This window comes from Saccharothrix sabaoui (assembly GCF_051756985.1).
Lineage (GTDB): Bacteria > Actinomycetota > Actinomycetes > Mycobacteriales > Pseudonocardiaceae > Actinosynnema.
This window is the reverse complement of the sequence record NZ_JBPKJK010000180.1, coordinates 1-17,193: the sequence shown is the minus strand read 5'-3', so window position 1 is coordinate 17,193 and position 17,193 is coordinate 1. Positions and strand designations below refer to the sequence as shown.

Genomic DNA, 17,193 nt, shown 5'->3' with positions numbered 1-17,193 from the left:
CGTTCGACGACCCGGTCCGCGCTCAGCCGAACTCGGGCACGCCGTGCTCGTCGAACAGGGAGCGCAGCCGGTCCCGGTCGTCGGTCACCGCGAGGCCGAGCGTCAGCAGCAGCCGGGCCTTCTGCGGCCGGAGGTCCTCGGCGGCGATGATCCCCGGCACGCCCGGGTCGTACACCGCGCCGCCGGTGTTGCGGTTGGCCGCGACGACCACGACGCCCGCGCCCACCGCCTCGCGCAGCGCGCCGGCCTGGCGGTCGGACGGGTCGCCCGCCATCACCACGCCGGCGACCCCCGACCGGGCGAACGCGGCGATGGCCTCGCCGCCCGCGTCGGAGTACGAGTAGGCGATCTCGGTGCGGGGCAACCGGTCCGGGTCGACCCGGGTCAGGTCGAACGGCGTGGCCCACGCCGGACCGCCGTGCCGCAGCACCCGGGCGGGCGCGCGGAGCAGGCGGACGCGCCGCTCGTCGACCACGCCGAGCGCACCCCACTCGCCGCCCCGGAAGGCGTCCGCGCGCAGGGTGTCGGTCTTGGTCGCGTCGCGGGCGGCCAGGACGCGGTCGTTGAGCAGGACCACCGGGCCGAACCCGGTCGTGCGGCCGGACGCGGCCAGCGTGACGGCGTTGTGCAAGTTCGCCGGCGCGTCGCTGCCCAGGGCGTTCCACGGCCGGAACGACCCGGTGACGACCACGGGCTTGGGGCTGCGCACGGTGAGGTCGAGCCAGTAGGCCAGCTCCTCCAGCTGCCGCGTGCCGCACAGCACCACGACGGCGTCGGCGCCGTCACCGGCGAGGTGGGTGTCGACCAGGGTGGACATCGCGTGGAAGTCGCGCAGGTTGCGGCACCCGCCGTCCTCGCCCCGGAAGTCGACCGCCTCCGCCTCCGCGACCTCGCCCAGCTCGTCGGCCAGCTCGTCGAGCAGCTCGGCCGTCTTGAGGGCCCCGCCGCGGTAGGTCTGGCTGTCCGACCGGCGCGCCGCGACACCCGCGATCGTGCCGCCGGCGCCGATGACCACCACCGACGCCCGCTTCCCCCGAATTGTTTTTTCATTCACAGGTACCCGATTGTCGCCGTCGGCCTACAGCGGCCCAATATCCCCTGGGTATAGGGGAGTTGTAGCCGGGATCGGCACCGTGGGGCGCATGGTCACGAGCCCATGCGGACGTCCGAGTGCTGCGAGTTCGACGGTGCCCCTGAGCTGGGTGGGCCTCGACGGGGCGGCGTCCCGTGGGTGACCCGGGCGCGCGCCGGCTGCCGCTCTCCGCGGCCCAGAAAGGCGTCTGGTTCGCGCACCAATTGGACGCCACCGGCCAGGTCTTCAATTGCGCCGAGGTGCTCGAATTCGACGGGCCGCTGGACGTGGGCGCGTTCACGGCCGCGTGGCGGCAGGTGCGCGCCGAGGCCGACGCGCTCCGGGTCGAGCGGGTCGTGGACGAGGACGGCCTGGTGCAGGTCGTGGCCGCGGCCGAGCCGGCGGACGAGCCGGTGGAGCTGCCGGTGCTCGACCTGTCCGGCGAGCCGGACCCGGGACGCGCCGCCGACGAGTGGACGGCCGCCGAGCGCGCCACGCCCGTCGACCTCGCCGCCGGCCCGGTCTCCGCGGCGGCGCTGATCCTCCTGGGCGGGCAGCGCGCCCGGTTCTACTGCCGGGTGCACCACATCGTCACCGACGCGTACTCGATGCGGCTGCTGCACCGCACCCTGGCCGACCGCTACACCGCGCTCGTGACCGGCTCGGCCCCCGCGCAGCCGCCGCTGCGGTCGCTGACCGCGCTGCTCGACGCCGACCTGCGCTACCGCGAGTCGCCCGCGCACCAGGCCGACCTGGAGTTCTGGACGAACCGGTTCGCCGACCTCCCCGAGTCCATGCGGGTGCCCCCGATCGGCGCGCCCGACCCGGACCCCGACCCCGTCGCCTGGCGCACGACCCGCGCGTTCGACGACGCGGCGCTCGCCCGGATGCGCGAGGTCGCCGAGCGGACCGGCGCCACCTGGCAGGTCGTGCTGCTCGCCGCCGTCGCGGCCTACCTGCGGCGGCTGACCGGCCGGCGGGACGTCGTGCTCGGCCTGCCGACCAGCGGCCGGCGCGGCGTCGCGGTCCGCCAGGTGGCCGGCATGGCGGCGTCGATGGTGCCGCTGCGGGTCGACGTGGCACCCACGGCCACGCTGACCGACGTCGTCCGGCTGCTGTCCGCCGAGCTGTCCCGGGGCCTGCCGCACGAGCGCCTCCGGCACGACGAGGCGGTCCGCGCCCTGGGCGTGGCCGGCGGCGACAACGGCTTCCTCGGCCCGTTGGTCAACTTCACGCCGTTCGACGACGAGTTCTCCTTCGCCGGCACCACCGCGCGGGCCCGCAACCTGGCCGCCGGCCCGCCGATCGACCTGTCGGTCAACGTCCACGGGCAGGACGGCGGCCCGGTGTCGCTGGTCTTCGAGGCCGAGCCCCGGCTGCACGGCCGGCGCGGGGTCGAGGAGCACGCCGACCGGTTCACCGCCTTCGCCCTGGACGTCACCGCCGCACCGGACCGCCCGGTGGAGTCGTTCGACCTGCTGTCCCACGCCGAGCGCCACGAGCTGCTGGTGCGCCGCAACGACACCGGCCGGCCCGTGCCGGACGGCGACATCGCCGAGCTGGTCGAGCGGCGCGCGCGCCGCGCGCCCGACGCCGTGGCCGTCGTGCACGGCTCGACCGAGCTGACCTACCGCGAGCTGGACGAGCGGGCCGAGTGGCTCGCCGACCGGCTGGCCGCGCGCGACGTCGGGCCGGAGGACGTGGTGGCACTCCTGCTGCCGCGCACGCCCGACCTGGTCGTGTCCATGCTGGCCGTGCTCAAGGCCGGCGCCGCGTTCCTGCCGATCGACCTGGCGAACCCGCCCGAGCGCATCGCCCACCTGCTCACCGACGCCGGCGCCCGCTGCGTGGTCAGCGACGCCGCGACCGAGCCCACCCTGCCGCCCACCTCCGTGGAGGTGCTGCTCGCCGAGGACACCCGGCCGACCGTCGGCCGGGCCGCACCGCGCCGGCCGGTCGACCCGGCGAACCCCGCCTACGTCATCTACACCTCCGGCTCGACCGGCACCCCCAAGGGCGTGGTCGAACCCCGGTCCGCGCTGTGCAACATGGTGTTCGACAACATCCCCCGGTACGGGATGCACGAGAACACCCGCGTGCTCCAGCTCGTCTCGCCCGGCGTCGACGCGTCGGTGGCCGACATCTGGCCCGCGCTCGTCGCGGGCGGGCGGCTCGTGCTCGCGCCGCCCGCCGCCGAGCTGCCGTTCGACCGGCTCGTGGAGCTGCTGCGGGACCACCGGATCACGCACCTCGCGCTGCCCCCGGCCGTGCTGGCCAACGTGCCCGCCGTGGACCTGCCCGACCTGGAGACGCTGCTCACCGGCGGCGAGGACGTGGACCAGCGGCTGTGCCGGCGCTGGGGCCCCGGCCGCCGGATGCTCAACATGTACGGCCCGACCGAGGCGGGCGTGGGCACGACCGGCAGCGCGCCGCTCACCGGCGAGAGCCGACCCGACATCGGCACGCCGCTGCGCAACATGCGCGTCTACGTGCTCGACGCCGAGCTGCGGCCGACCGTCCCCGGCGCGGCGGGCGAGCTGTACGTGGCCGGCGCCGGCCTGGCGCGCGGCTACCTGGGCCGCGCCGCGCTGACCGCGGACCGGTTCCTGCCCTGCCCCTACGGCCCGCCCGGCGCGCGCATGTACCGCACGGGCGACCTGGTGCGCTGGCGCGCGGACGGCAACCTGGAGTACGTCGGCCGCACCGACGACCAGATCAAGATCCGCGGCGCCCGCATCGAGCCGGGCGAGGTGGAGACCGTGCTCGCCGGCCTGGAGGACGTCGCCGCCGCCGCCGTCGTCGCCGACAAGGGGCCGCACGGCCGGATGCGGCTGCTGGCCTACGTGGTGCCGGCCGCCGGCGCGGCGCTCGAACCCGACGCCGTGCGCCGGGCCGCGCAGCGGTTCCTGCCCAACCACATGGTGCCGGACGCGGTCGTGCTGCTGGACGCGCTGCCGCTCACCCCCGCCGGCAAGCTCGACCGGCGCGGCCTGCCCAGCCCGGAGGGCGTGGCCGTCGCGCCCACCGCCCCGGACGAGGCCGGCCCGGTGAAGGTCGTGCGGGACCTGCTGCGCGAGGTCCTGGGCGTGGCCGAGATCGGCCCGGACGAGTCGTTCTTCGACCGCGGCGGCGACAGCATCATCGCGTTGCAGCTCGTGTCGCTGGCCCGGCAGCACGGCCTGGAGCTGACCGCCCGCGAGGTGTTCGCGCACCCGACGGCGGCCGGGCTGGCCGAGGTCGCCCGCGCGCTGGGCGCCGGCACCGCGCCCGCGGCCGAGGTGACCGGACCGGTGCCGCTGACCCCGATCATGCACTGGGCCCGCGCCGGGCACGCCCCGATCGACGGCTTCCACCAGGCGGTCACCGTGCACACCCCGGCCGGGCTGGTGCTCGACGACCTCGACCGGGCGCTGCGCGCGCTGGTCGACCACCACGACGCGCTGCGCGCGGTGCTCGGCCGCGACGCCGACGGCGACCCGGTGCTGGAGGTGCGCCCCACCGGCACGCCACCGCCGGACGGCTGGCTGCGCCGGGTCGACGCCGCCGACCTCGACCGGGACCGGCTGCGCGCCGCCCTGGCCGACGAACGCGCCGCGGCGCAGCGCGCCCTCTCGCCCGGGGCGGGCGCGGTGCTCCGGGCGGTCTGGTTCGACGCCGGTCCCGCCGTGCGCGGCACCCTCCTGCTGGTCGCGCACCACCTCGTGGTCGACGGCGTCTCCTGGCGGGTCCTGCTCCAGGACCTCGGCACGGCGGCGGCCGGCCGCGCGGACGCGCTGCCCGCCGTGACGACCCCGATGGCCGCGTGGGCGCGGCAGCTGGCCGCCACCGCGGCGGCCGGGGCGTACCGCGACGAACTGCCCCACTGGACCGACGTGCTGGCCACCCCGGACCCGGCCTACACCGCCGACCTCGACCCCGGGGTCGACACCTTCGCCACCGCGCGGACCGTCCGGCTCACCCTGCCCGCGGACGTCGGCGACGCGCTCGTGGACACCGTGCCCGCCCGCTTCCGGGCGACCGCCGGCGACGCCCTGCTGACCTCGCTGTCCCTGGCCTACGCCCGGTGGCGCGAACGGCTCGGCGCGCCCCGGGCCGGCGCGGTGCTGGTGGAGCTGGAGGGCCACGGCCGCGAGGAGATCGCGCCCGGCGTCGTCCTCGACCGCACGGTCGGCTGGTTCACCAGCATCCACCCGGCCCGCGTCGACCCCGGCGAGGTGCCGTGGTCCGAGGCGGTCGCCGGCGGCCCGGCCCTGGGTACCGCGCTCCAGCGGGTCCGGCAGCAGCTGGGCGCGCCGCGCGACAACGGCATCGGCTTCGGCGTGCTGCGCCACCTCGACCCCGCGACCCGCGACACCCTCGCCGCGCTGCCCACCCCGAGGCTGTGCTTCAACTACCTGGGCCGGTTCCGGTCGGCCGGGGCGGACGACTGGGGCACCACCGGGGCGGAGGACAGCTTCGCCGGCGGCGCCGACCCCCGGATGCCGATGCCCAACGTGCTGGGCGCCGACGCGATCACCCACGACACCGCGGACGGGCCGCGCACCACGCTCATGCTCACCTGGCCCGCGCGCCTGCTCGACGAGGACGCGGTGACCGACCTGCTCGGGCTGTGGTCGGCGGCGACGGCCGGCCTGGTGGCGCACGCCGCCACCGCCGGCACGGCCGCGCTGCTGGCCTCCGACGTGCCGCTGGCGGGCGTGACCCAGGAACGGCTGGACCGGCTCTGCGCCGCCCACCCCGGCGCGGTGGACGTGCTGCCGCTCGCGCCGATGCAGGAGGCGTTCCTGTTCCACAACCTGCTCACCGAGGGCGGCCTGGACGTCTACGCCTCCCAGGTGCGCGTCGACGTCGACGGCGACCTCGACCCGGACCGCCTGCGCGCGGCGGCGGCGGCCACCCTGGCCCGGCACGACAACATCCGCGCCGCGTTCGTCCACGACGACGAGGACGGCACCGCCGTGCAGGTCGTGCCCGCCGAGGTCGCGGTCCCGTGGACCGAGCACGACCTGACCGGCGTCCCCGACCAGGAGGCCCGCGCCGCCGAGCTGGCGGCCGACGAGCGGGTCCGGCGGTTCGACCTGGCCGCGCCGCCCGCGCTGCGCCTGCTGCTGCTCCGCCTCGGCCCGCGCCGGCACCGGCTCGCGCTGACCACGCACCACATCCTGTGGGACGGCTGGTCCACCGGCATCGTGCTCAAAGAGCTGTTCGCGTTCTACGGCGACCTCGACGCCGCCCTGCCGCCCGTCGCGCCCTACCGCACCTACCTGGAGTGGCTGGCGCGGCAGGACCGGCCCGGCGCCCGCGCGGCGTGGGCGGAGGCGCTGGCCGGCGTCACCGGTCCGTGCCACGTCCACCCGGCGGAGCGGGCGGGCACGCCCGAGCCGCACCGGCAGCTCCGGCGCGCCCTGGGCGCGGCGGAGTCGGACGCGCTGACCAACCGCTGCCGCGCGCTCGGCGTCACCCTCAACACGGTCGTCCAGTGCGCGTGGGGCTACGTGCTCTCGCGGCTGACCAACGCCGACGACGTCCTGTTCGGCACGTCGGTCTCCGGCCGGCCGCCGGAGCTGCCCGGCGTGCGGGACATGGTCGGCCTGCTGACCAACACGGTGCCGGTGCGGGTGCGGGTCGACCGCGACGAGACGCTGGCCGCCCTGGCGCGGCGGACCCAGGACGAGCAGGCCGCGCTGCTGCCGCACCACCACCTGTCCCTGGCCGAGATCCAGCGCCAGGCCGGGTTCGGCGGCGGCAAGAGCCTGTTCGACACCACCACGATGGTCGTCAACTACCCGCTCGACCCCTCGGTGTGGCCGGACTCCCTCGGCGACCTCCGGGCCGGCTCCTACGGGCTGGAGGACGAGACGCACTACCCGCTGCGCATGGTCGCCATCCCGGGCGACCGGCTGGAGCTGTGGCTGGGGCACCGGCCCGACGTGTTCGACGACGCCGCGGCGGGCGCCCTGTTCGACCGCTTCACCACCGTGCTCGACCGCTTCGCGACCGACCCCGACCGCCCGGTCCGGGAGCTGTACGCGGCCGAGGTCGGCGACCGGCAGCGGCTGCTGGCCGAATGGGGCGGCTACGCCTGAGCCGCCCGTGACCACCCGAACCACCGGTACGCCGGGTGCCCCGCACGTCCGACGCGCACGTGCCGAGCCGAGTCTGCTTGGAGGATCACCGATGTCCCACGACATCCACCTGCTCGTCACGCGACAGGCCGCGGCCACGCCCGACGCGGTCGCCGTGGTCGACGACACCCGCTCGTACAGCTACGCGGAGCTGGAGGACCGCGCCGAACGCCTGGCCGCCGCGCTGCGCGCCGGCGGCGTCGGGCCCGAGTCGGTGGTGGGCGTGTGCCTGCCGCGCGGCGTCGACCTGGTGGCCGGGCTGCTCGCGGTGTGGAAGGCCGGCGGCGCGTACCTGCCGCTCGACCCCGACCACCCCGGGCAGCGCAACGCCCTGGTGCTGCGCAACGCCGGCGTCCGGCAGCTGCTGGCCGCGCCGGGCACCGCCCCGCCGGGCGTCCCGGACCTGGTCGTGCTCTCGCCGCACGACCTGCCCGAGCCCTCGGGCGCCCCGGCCGTCGACTCCGGCGGCGAGGGCGCGGCCTACGTCGTGCACACCTCGGGCTCCACCGGCACGCCGAAGGGCGTCGTCGTCACGCACGCGGGCATCGCCAACCGGGTCGACTGGGCCGTGCGCGGCCAGCGGCTGACCGCGGCCGACCGGGTGCTCCAGAAGACCGCGCTCACCTTCGACGCCGCCGGCTGGGAGATCTTCGCCCCGCTGACCTGCGGCGGCACCGTGGTGCTCGCCCCGCACGGCGCCGAGCGCGACCCGGCGGCGCTGGTGGCCGCGGTGGTCCGGCACGACGTCACCGTGCTCCAGGTGGTGCCGTCGGTGCTGCGCGCCCTGGTCGCCGAGGACGCCTGGTCCGGCGCCCGCGCCCTGCGGCTGCTCACCTGCGCGGGCGAGGCGCTGCACGCCGAGCTGGTGCAGCGCTTCCTCGGGCTGCTCCCGGCACCCGAGCGGGTGGAGGTGTGGAACACCTACGGGCCGACCGAGTGCTCCATCGACGTCACCGCGTTCCGCTTCGACCCCGAGCAGCGGTCCGGCCCGGTGCCGATCGGCCGCCCGATCCCCGGGATGCGCGTGCTGATCGCCGACGAGCGGGTCGAGCCGGTCGACATCGGCGTGACCGGCGAGCTGTACGCGGGCGGCGTCGGCGTCGCCCGCGGCTACCTGGGCCTGCCCGGCCGCACGGCCGAGGTGTTCGTGCCCGACCCGCACGGCCCGGCGGGCGCGCGGCTGTACCGCACCGGCGACCTGGCGCGGTGGCGCGAGGACGGCTACCTGGAGTACCGCGGGCGCGTCGACCAGCAGGTCAAGGTCAACGGCGTGCGCATCGAACCGGGCGAGGTCGAGGCGGCGCTGGCCGGCCACCCCGGCGTGCGCGCGGTGGCCGTCGTGCCGTTCGCCACGCCGGACGGCGGCACCCGCCTGGTCGCCTACCACGAGGCCACCGGCCAGGCCGACGTCGGCGACCTGCGCGGCTACCTGGTCGACCGCCTGCCCGCCACCCACGTGCCGTCGGCGTTCGTCGCGCTCGACCGGCTCCCGCTGCTGCCCAGCGGCAAGGTCGACCGGTCGGCGCTGCCCGAGCCCGCGGCGACGGCCGGGGAGAAGGTCGCGCCGCGCACCGCCGCCGAGCGGCTGGTCGAACGGGTCTGGTGCGAGCTGCTGGGCGTGGCCGAGGTCGGCGTGCACGACGACTTCTTCCGGCTCGGCGGCTCCTCGCTCCAGTTCACCCGGCTGGCCAACCGGCTGCGCAAGGCCACCGGCACGGCCGTCGACCTGCCCCGGCTGCTGTCGGCCACCACGCTCGCCGAGCAGGCGGCGCTGGTGACCCCGGCCGAGGAGGTCGACGCCGACGCGCTGCGCCGCGTCCCGCGCACCGGCCCGCTGCCGGTCTCCACGGGCCAGCGCCGGCTGTGGCTGCTCGACCGGATGCAGCCCCGCGCCCGCGAGTGGGTCTCGCCGCTGTTCCTGCGGGTGCCCGGCGACACGCCCGACGACCTGGTCCGCGCCGCGCTGGACGGGCTGACCGCCCGGCACGAGTCGCTGCGCACCCGGTTCGCCACCGAGCGCGGCGAGCCCGTCCAGGTCGTCGACCCGCCCGCGCCCGCCGACCTGCGCGTCCTCGCCGCGTCCGACGAACTCGCCACCGTGCTCGACGGCGAGCTGGACCGGGGCATCGACGTCGAACGGGGCCCGCTGGTGCGCTCGGTGCTCACCGCGGCCGGCGACGCCGGGCACGACCGGGTGCTGGTCGTGCTGATGCACCACATCGTCTGCGACGGCTGGTCCTCCTCGGTCCTGGAGCGCGACTTCGCCGAACTGCTCGCCGCCGCCCGGGACGGCCGCGCGCCCCGCCTGCCCGAGCTGCCCGTGCAGTACGCGGACTACGCGGTGTGGCAGCGGGAGCGGGCGGAGGGCCCGGCGGTCGAGGAGGAGCTGCGGCACTGGCGGACCGTGCTCGACGGCGCGGCGCCCCTCGTGCTGCACACCGACAAGGCCCGCCCCGAGGTCCGCGACGGCCGGGGCGCCATGGTGCCCTTCACCGTCTCCGCCCTGGTCGCCGAGGCGCTCGACGAGCTGGGCCGCGAGGTCGGCGCCACGTCGTTCATGACCCTGCTGTCCGGCTTCAGCACCCTGCTGGCCCGCTACACCGGCCAGTGGGACGTGGTGATCGGCACGCCGGTGTCCGGGCGCGACCGGGCCGAGGTCGAGGACGTGGTGGGCTTCTTCCTCAACAGCGTCGTCCTGCGCTGCCGGCTCGACGGCCGCTCGTCGTTCCGCGACGCCCTCGCCGGCGTGCGCGACACCTGCCGGGACGCCCTGGCGCACCAGGGCCTGCCGTTCGAGCTGCTGGTCGCCGACCTCGCGCCGGAGCGGGACCTCTCCCGCACGCCGCTGTACCAGGTGGCCTTCGACCTGCACGACGAGCGGCTGACCGGCTCCGCGGCGGACCCCGAGGACCTGGGCACCCTGCTCGACCTGTCCCGCACGGCCCGCACCGACCTGACGCTGTACCTGCGCCGGGAACCGGACGGCCGCTACGTCGGCGGCTTCGAGTACGCCACCGCGCTGTTCGAACGCGCCACGGTCGAGCGGATGGCCGAGCACTTCGTCCGGCTGCTCACCTCCGCCGCGGCGGACCCGGCCGCCCGCCTGGCCGAGATGGACTTCGACGGGCCGCGCCGCGCCGCGCGGCGACCGGCGAACCGGGTCGCGGCGTCGTTCGGCTCGGTCCCGCGCCTGGTGGAGCGCCAGGTCCGCGCGGCGCCCGACGCGGTGGCCCTGGTCGCCGGCGCGGACACCGCGACGTTCGCCGAGCTCGACGAGCGGGCCAACCGGATCGCCCACCACCTGCGGCGGCGCGGCGCGGGCCCGGAGTCCGTCGTCGCGGTGGCCCTGGACCGGGGCGTGGACCTGATGGCGAGCCTGCTGGGCGTGTGGAAGGCAGGCGCGGCCTACCTGCCGCTCGACCCGAACCTGCCGCAGGAGCGGATCGGGTTCATGCTGACCGACGCCGACGTGCCCGTGGTGCTGACCGCCTCCGCGCACGCCGACCGGGTGAGCACCCACGCCTCGGGCCACGTGGTCTACCTGGACACCGACGCGGCCCTGGTCGCGGCGGAGCCGGCCGACGCGCCCGAGCGGGTCGACGACCCGGACCTGCTGGCCTACGTCATCTACACCTCCGGCTCGACCGGCAGGCCGAAGGGCGTGCAGATCACCCACGGCGGCCTGGCCAACCACCTGCGGTGGGCCACCAACGAGCTGGCCATGCGCGGCCGGCGCGGCGGCGCGGTGTTCTCCTCGGTCGCGTTCGACCTGGTGGTGCCGAACCTGTGGGCGCCGCTGATGGCGGGCCAGCCGGTGCACCTGCTGCCGTCCGACCTGGACCTGGCCGACCTGGGCAGGCTGCTGACCGACGTGGCGCCGCTGAGCTTCCTCAAGCTCACCCCGGGCCACCTCCAGATCCTGACCGACCAGCTCTCCGAGCAGTGGCTGGCCGACCTGGCCGAGGTCGTCGTGGTGGCGGGCGAGCCGCTGCCCCCCGCGCTGGCCGACCGGTGGCTGCGGGCGCTCGGCCCGGGGCACCTGATCAACGAGTACGGCCCGACCGAGTCGTCGGTGGGCACCTGCGTCTTCCCGGTGGACGAACCCGCCGTGGGCGACTCGGTGCCGATCGGCCAGGCGCTGCCCGGCATCGAGATGCACGTCCTCGACGACGCGCTGCGGCCCCTGCCGACCGGCGTGGTGGGCGAGCTGTACGTCGGGGGAGCGGGCCTGGCCCGCGGCTACCTGGACCGCCCGGCGCTGACCGCCGACCGGTTCGTGCCCTCGCCGTTCGGCCCGCCCGGGTCGCGCCTGTACCGGACCGGCGACCTGGTGCGCGTCCTGCCCGAGGGCGACGTGGACTTCGTCGGCCGCGCGGACGACCAGGTCAAGATCCGCGGCTACCGGGTGGAGCTGGGCGAGGTCACCGCGGTGCTGGCCGACCACCCGGACGTCAAGGACGCCGTCGTGGTCACCGCCAAGGGCCCGTCGGGCGACGTGCGGCTGCTCGCCTACTGCGTGGCCGCGCCGGACGTGGCGGACCTGCCGGGCGCGCTGACCGCGCACTGCGCCGCCCGGCTGCCGGACTACATGGTCCCGGACGGGATCGCGGTGCTGGAGCGGATGCCGCTCAACGCCAACGGCAAGGTGGACAAGGCGGCGCTGCCGGCGTTCAACGAGGCGCGGACGACCGAGCTCGTCGCCCCGCGCGGCCCGGTCGAGGAGCGGGTCGCGGGGATCTTCACCGACCTCCTGGGCGTGCCGGCCGGCGCGGACTCGCACTTCTTCCGGTCGGGCGGCAACTCGATCCTGGCCATCCGGCTCATCGCGGGCCTGCGGTCGGTGTTCGAGGTGGACCTGCCGATCCGGTCGGTGTTCGAGGGGCCGACGGTCGCCGAGCTGGCCGCCGTCGTCGAGGCCGCGATCCTCGCCGAGGTCGAGCAGATGTCCGAAGAGGAGCTGATCGCCCGGACCTCGCCCGAGGTCTGAGCCCATATAGCCGCCGTATTGCCCGACGGACGACAGTGCCAGAGCCGCAGGCGCGCCGGGCGTGGCGGGACGAGACGGAAAGAGGGGTGGTCCCCGTGGCGGAGTCAGCCGAGCAGCGCTGGTCGCCGAGGGTGATCCGGCCGGCGGACGCGGATGTCGCGCCCACCACCGCAGGGCTGCTGGAGCACCTGGCGTCGGTCGACGACCTGGGCGCCGAGCTGACCCGGGCGAAGGCGCTGGTGTGGCGCGGTTTCGCGGTGCGGCCGGAGGAGTTCGACGCCGTCATCGACCACCTGCTGCCGGAGCGCTGGGCGTACAAGCACGGCAACTCGCCGCGCACCAAGGTGGGCGACATCGGCGCGAACGTCTACACGTCGACCGAGTACCCGCCCGAGTACACCATCTCCATGCACAACGAGCTGTCCTACGCCGCGCGCTACCCGAGCCGCCTGCTGTTCTACTGCCAGCAGGCGCCCGGGGGCGGCGGCGCGACCCCGGTGGTCGACGGCACCCGGTGGCTGGCCGCCCTCGACGAGGAGGTCCGCGCCGCCTACCGCGGCGGCGTGCGCTACCGGCAGAACCTGCACGACGGCCACGGCTTCGGCAAGAGCTGGCAGGAGACGTTCGAGACCACCAACAAGGCCGACGTCGAGGTGTTCCTCAAGGAGACCTCGGCCGAGTTCGAGTGGCGGGCCGACGGCTCGCTGCGCATCGAGCAGCACGGCCCGGCCACGCTCGTCGACCCGCGCACCGGCGCCGAGGTCTGGTTCAACCAGTCCGACCAGTGGCACGCCGCCGGGCTCGGCGACGAGACCGCCAAGGCGCTGGCCGAGATCATGGCCGAGGAGGACATGCCGCAGTCGGTCGTCTTCGCCGACGGCACGCCCATCCCCGCCGAGCACGTCGTGCAGGTGCGCGACCGCGGCCTGGCGGAGGCGGTCGACAACGACTGGTCCGCGGGCGACCTGATGCTGATCGACAACGTGCTCGTCGGGCACGGCAGGCGACCGTTCACCGGCCCCCGCCGGGTGCTCGTGGCCATGTCCGGATGAGCGGAGGTACCAACGGATGACCGACACCCTGTCCCAACCGCAGACGCTGCCGCACGTGCAGCGGGCCGACGACGCACGACCCCTGCACGAGGTGGTCGCGGCCGAGCAGGACCGCTGGCGGAAGCTGCTCACCACGCACGGCGCGCTGCTGTTCCGCGGCTACCCGGTGGACGACGTGACCGCGTTCGAGGCGGTCGTGCGGGCGTTCTCCGGCGAGCCGCTGACCTACAACGAGCGCTCCTCGCCCCGGCACGCGATCAAGGGCAACGTCTACACCTCGACCGACTACCCGCCGGACGAGGAGATCTTCCTGCACAACGAGAACTCCTACCAGGCGGTGTGGCCGCGGGTCGTCTACTTCTACTGCGACCGCGAGCCGGAGACGCTGGGCGCGACCCCGCTGGCCGACGTGCGCCGCGTGCACCGGGCCATCGACCCCGCCGTGCGGGAGGAGTTCGAGCGGCGCGGCTGGATGGTCGTGCGCAACTACCGGCCCCACTTCGGGGTGTCCTGGCCGGAGGTGTTCGGCACCACCGACCGCGCCGAGGTGGAGCGCTACTGCGCCGGCCGCGGCATGGTCGCCGAGTGGGTCGGCGACGACCACCTGCGCACCAGGGCGCTGCGCAGGGCGACCTACGTCCACCCCGCCACCGGCGAGGACGTGTGGTTCAACCACATCACGTTCTTCCACCACTCGTCGCTGGACGAGGACCTCCAGGAGGGCCTGCTGGGCATGTTCGGCGAGGAGGGCCTGCCGACCAACACGTACTACGGCGACGGCGCCCCGATCCCGAACGAGGTCGTCGCCCACCTGCGGGCCGCCTACCGCGCCGAGTCCCGCCGGTTCGACTGGCGGCACAAGGACGTGCTGCTGGTGGACAACATGCTGGCCGCGCACGGCCGCGAGCCGTTCACCGGCCCGCGCAAGATCGCGGTCGCCATGGGCGAGGCGCACGTGTCCGACTACCTGGTCGACGGGGGGTGAGCCGTGGGCCGACCCACGACCGCCGGCCCGACCGGCTGGCTGCGCGTCTACCGGTCCCGACCCCGGGCCGGGCTGCGCCTGGTGTGCTTCCCGCACGCGGGCGGCGGCACGAGCACCTTCCACGGCTGGGCCGAGCGGCTGCCCGGGTCGGTCGAGGTGGTGGGCGTGCAGTACCCCGGCCGCCAGGACCGCAGCCACGAGACGCCCGTCGAGCGGCTGGAGGAGCTGGCCGACCGGGTGGCGGCGGTCGTGCCGCGCCTGTTCGACCGGCCGGTCGCGTTCTTCGGGCACAGCCTCGGCGCGACCGTCGCGTTCGAGGTGGCGCGGCGGCTGTCGCCGAGGTTCCCGACGCCGCTCGCGGGACTGGTCGTGTCGGCCCGCAAACCGCCCGCGGAGCGCACCACCAGCGGTTACGACTTCACCCGCGACGACGACCTGCGCCGCTACCTGGCCAGGCTGGGCAACCGGGCCGGGGCGGCGCTGGCCGACCCCGACCTGTGGGACCTGCTGGTGCCGCCGCTGCGCGGCGACCTGCTGATGTCGCAGCGCTACCGCTACACCCCGGGGCCGCCGCTGACCTGCCCGTTCACCCTGATCGCGGCGGCGGACGACCACAGCTGCACGATCGACGACATGCGTCCCTGGACGAAGCACACCATCGGCCCGGCCGACGAGCACGTGGTGCCCGGTGACCACTACTACGTGGACACCCCGCCCCGCGAGCTGTTCGACCTCCTGGCCGGTGCCGCCGACCGGCTCCGCTGACGCCGGGACGACCCCGCCCGAAGGGTAGGAACGATGGCCCGGACGAAGCACCTGATCTCGATCGAGGACCTCTCCGACACCGAACTGCACGACATCGTCGACCGGGCCGCGGAGTTCGCGGCCGGTCCCGTCGAGCCCGGCGGTCCGCTGGCGGACCAGGTCGTCGGCCTGTACTTCCGGCGGACGTCGACGCGCACCCGCACGTCGTTCTGGTCGGGCGCGCTGCGGCTGGGCGCGGGCGTGGTGAACTTCGGGCCGGGCGACCTCCAGACCAACACGGGGGAGACCACCGAGGACACCGGCCGGGTGCTCTCCTCCATGCTGGACGTCCTGGTCGCCCGGACCTGCGGCACCACCGAGGAGCTGCGCGGGTGGGCGTCGTGGGCCGGCATGTCCGTGGTCAACGCGATGAGCGAGCTGGAGCACCCGACCCAGGCGCTGACCGACCTGGCCACGATCAAGTCCCACTTCGGCACGCTGTCCGGCGTCCGGGTGACCTACCTCGGCGAGGGCAACAACAGCGCGACCGCGCTCGCCCTGGCCGTGGCCCGCGTGCCCGGCATGGAGATCGACTTCCGGACGCCGCCGGGCTACCCGGTCGACCCGGGCGTGATGGCCCGCGCGCACGAGGCGGCCGGGCGCACCGGGGCGAAGATCTCCGAGTCGCACGACATGTCCACGCCGCCCTCCGGGGTGGACGTCGTCTACACGACCCGCTGGCAGACCACCGGCACCACCAAGCCGGACCCGGACTGGCGGGCGGTGTTCGCGCCGTTCCAGGTCAACGCGGCGCTGTGGGACGCCAACCCGGACGCGGTGTTCATGCACGACCTGCCCGCGCACCGCGGCGAGGAGGTCACCGCCGAGGTCCTCGACGGGCCCGCCAGCATCGCGTTCGAGCAGGCGGCGAACAAGATGCGCGCCGCGATGGCCGTCCTGGAGTGGTGCGGGACATGACCGCCGAGCCGATCGCGGCGGACAGCGCCCCGCCGCTGCGGCGCAACCGCGACTTCCTGCTGCTGTGGACCGGGGCCGGGTTCTCGCAGATGGGCGCGAAGATCAGCGTGATCGCGTTCCCGCTGCTGCTCGTCTGGCACGGCGACTCGGCGCTGGGCGCGGGCCTGGTGGCGTTCGCGGGCCTGCTGCCCGCCCTGCTGCTCCAGCTGCCCGCCGGCGTCCTGGTGGACCGCTGGGACCGCCGCAAGCTGATGATCGGCTGCGACGCGCTGGCGGCGCTGGCCATGCTCAGCGTCGCCGTCGCCGTGCTGTCCGGCGTCGTGTGGCTGCCGCACCTGCTGGTGGTCAACTTCGTCGAGGGCGCCTGCCTGATCTTCTACCTGCTCGCCCAGCGGGCCGCCGTGCGCAACGTGGTCGAGCCCGCGCACCTGCCCGCGGCGGTGTCCCGCAACGAGGCGCGCGGCCGGGTCGCGTCCCTGCTCGGCCAGCCCGCGGGCAGCTCCCTGTTCGCCCTGCTGTCCTGGCTGCCGTTCGCGGCCGTCGCGCTCGGGCACCTGGTGGCGCTGGTCGCCCTGCTGTTCGTGCGCAGGCCGTTGCAGACCGAGCGGGTGCAACGGCCGCTGGAGCTGCGCCGCGACATCGGCGAGGGCCTGCGCTGGCTGTGGGGGCAGAAGTTCCTGCGGGTCGCCACCGTCATGGTGGCGGCGACGAACTTCTTCGCGCAGGTCGTCAACCTGGTCCCGCTCGTGGTGATCAAGCAGACCGGCGGCTCGGCCGCGCTGGCGGGCCTGATCGGCCTGGTCGGCGGGGTCGGCGGCGTGTGCGGGGCGCTGTTCGGCGGGGTGCTGCTGCGCAGGCTGTCGCTCGGCGGCGTCCTGCTGCTCGACCTGGCCGCGCGCGCCGTGCTGGTGCCGGTGATGGCGTTCGCCACCGCCCTGCCGCTGCTGTTCGCGCCGTTCGCCCTGATGTCGTTCACCGGGGCGGTGCTCAACGTCGGCGCCGGCGCCTACATGGCCCGGGTGGTGCCCGACGAGATGCAGGGCCGCGCCATGAGCGCCGTCATGCTGACCTCCTGGGGCGCGAACTCCGCCGGCGCGCTCGTGGCGGGCCTGCTGCTCAGCTCCCTCACCACCACCGCGACCCTGCTGTGCGTCACCGCCGGCCTGGTCGTGCTCCTCGTCGGCGCGGTGCTCAGCCCCACCATCCGCAAGTCCGACGCCCGCTGACCGAACCCGGCGCCCGCAGGTCCC

General features: G+C 75.5%; 8 protein-coding genes. 7 read left to right on the top strand and 1 reads right to left on the bottom strand.

Translation table 11 applies throughout. The features are described 5' to 3' along the window. Window positions 1-22: 22 nt before the first annotated feature. The gene (locus ACR807_RS35720) at window positions 23-1,018 is read right to left on the bottom strand and encodes an asparaginase (protein ID WP_438925924.1); all 996 of its coding nucleotides are present in this window, start codon (window positions 1,016-1,018) and stop codon (window positions 23-25) included. A 209-nt stretch (window positions 1,019-1,227) separates the two neighbouring features. Here ACR807_RS35720 and ACR807_RS35715 point away from each other — a divergent pair, with 209 nt between their 5' ends. The 7 genes from ACR807_RS35715 to ACR807_RS35685 all read left to right on the top strand — a co-directional run bounded on the left by ACR807_RS35715 (window position 1,228) and on the right by ACR807_RS35685 (window position 17,169). Continuing rightward, complete coding sequence (locus ACR807_RS35715; protein WP_438925923.1) at window positions 1,228-7,158, top strand: non-ribosomal peptide synthetase; 5,931 nt, start codon at window positions 1,228-1,230, stop codon at window positions 7,156-7,158. Window positions 7,159-7,249: 91 nt separating this feature from the next. Then, window positions 7,250-12,184, top strand: coding sequence for a non-ribosomal peptide synthetase (locus tag ACR807_RS35710; RefSeq protein ID WP_438925922.1), 4,935 nt, complete (start codon window positions 7,250-7,252; stop codon window positions 12,182-12,184). Window positions 12,185-12,279: 95 nt separating this feature from the next. Next, window positions 12,280-13,236 carry a TauD/TfdA family dioxygenase gene (locus tag ACR807_RS35705; RefSeq protein ID WP_438925921.1) on the top strand — a complete coding sequence of 319 codons (957 nt, stop codon included), beginning with the start codon at window positions 12,280-12,282 and terminating at the stop codon, window positions 13,234-13,236. 16 nt (window positions 13,237-13,252) lie between these two features. Next, window positions 13,253-14,221, top strand: coding sequence for a TauD/TfdA family dioxygenase (locus ACR807_RS35700; protein ID WP_438925920.1), 969 nt, complete (start codon window positions 13,253-13,255; stop codon window positions 14,219-14,221). A 3-nt stretch (window positions 14,222-14,224) separates the two neighbouring features. Continuing rightward, entirely contained in the window at window positions 14,225-14,986 is a 762-nt protein-coding gene (locus tag ACR807_RS35695; RefSeq protein ID WP_438925919.1) for a thioesterase II family protein, read from the top strand. A gap of 33 nt (window positions 14,987-15,019) precedes the next feature. Continuing rightward, window positions 15,020-15,943 carry an ornithine carbamoyltransferase gene (locus tag ACR807_RS35690; RefSeq protein WP_438925918.1) on the top strand — a complete coding sequence of 308 codons (924 nt, stop codon included), beginning with the start codon at window positions 15,020-15,022 and terminating at the stop codon, window positions 15,941-15,943. Next, window positions 15,940-17,169, top strand: coding sequence for an MFS transporter (locus tag ACR807_RS35685; protein ID WP_438925917.1), 1,230 nt, complete (start codon window positions 15,940-15,942; stop codon window positions 17,167-17,169). Before ACR807_RS35690 ends, ACR807_RS35685 begins: the two co-directional genes overlap by 4 nt. The last annotated feature ends 24 nt before the right edge of the window (window positions 17,170-17,193 follow it).

Coding starts and splice junctions, on each gene's coding strand:
- ACR807_RS35685 (WP_438925917.1), top strand. CDS start 15,940: ATGACCGCCGAGCCGATCGCGGCGGACAGCGCCCCGCCGCTGCGGCGC.
- ACR807_RS35710 (WP_438925922.1), top strand. CDS start 7,250: ATGTCCCACGACATCCACCTGCTCGTCACGCGACAGGCCGCGGCCACG.
- ACR807_RS35700 (WP_438925920.1), top strand. CDS start 13,253: ATGACCGACACCCTGTCCCAACCGCAGACGCTGCCGCACGTGCAGCGG.
- ACR807_RS35690 (WP_438925918.1), top strand. CDS start 15,020: ATGGCCCGGACGAAGCACCTGATCTCGATCGAGGACCTCTCCGACACC.